1 pseudogene is annotated in these 504 nt (G+C 39.1%); it reads left to right on the plus strand.

The features are described from left to right. Positions 1 to 504 (plus strand): annotated as a pseudogene (locus R7093_RS28520) (ATP-dependent endonuclease); the annotation flags it as partial.

Genomic DNA, 504 nt, shown 5'->3' on the forward strand with positions numbered 1-504 from the left:
GAAGATCAAGAAGGCGTAAATATACCAGTTCGCTGTGCTGGCGTTACAGATCTAGACCCTCCAAAGAAACAAACTATCCAAGTCGCTAGCGAAGAAAATGAAGATGAAACTATTGATAAAGAAATCGACTTTATTCCACACGATTCACATCTACTTGAAGGCATGAACCATGCTATTAAATTAGTTGATTCAATCAACTCATCTGAACACGCTCGCTTGTTTGTCAGTAAGTATAAGACGCTAGAATACGATTTGGCTATGGAAGGTAATAACGTAGCTCTAATGGCTGAGGTTGTCGCTTCACTTTGGCCAAAACCTAAAACAGGGAATAGCACTGTAATAGATACACTCAATCAGATTGCTGGCCAAGAATGGACAACGAAAACGTCTGAGGAAAAATCCGTATCTGCCCACGAAATTCTGAAGCGCATTGATGACGTTAAAGTTGGCAAAGGTATTTTTGCTCAAGTTTTCACCGATAAAATTGAAAAAGAAAAACTAAAC

Source organism: Vibrio sp. 1580 (assembly GCF_033340055.1).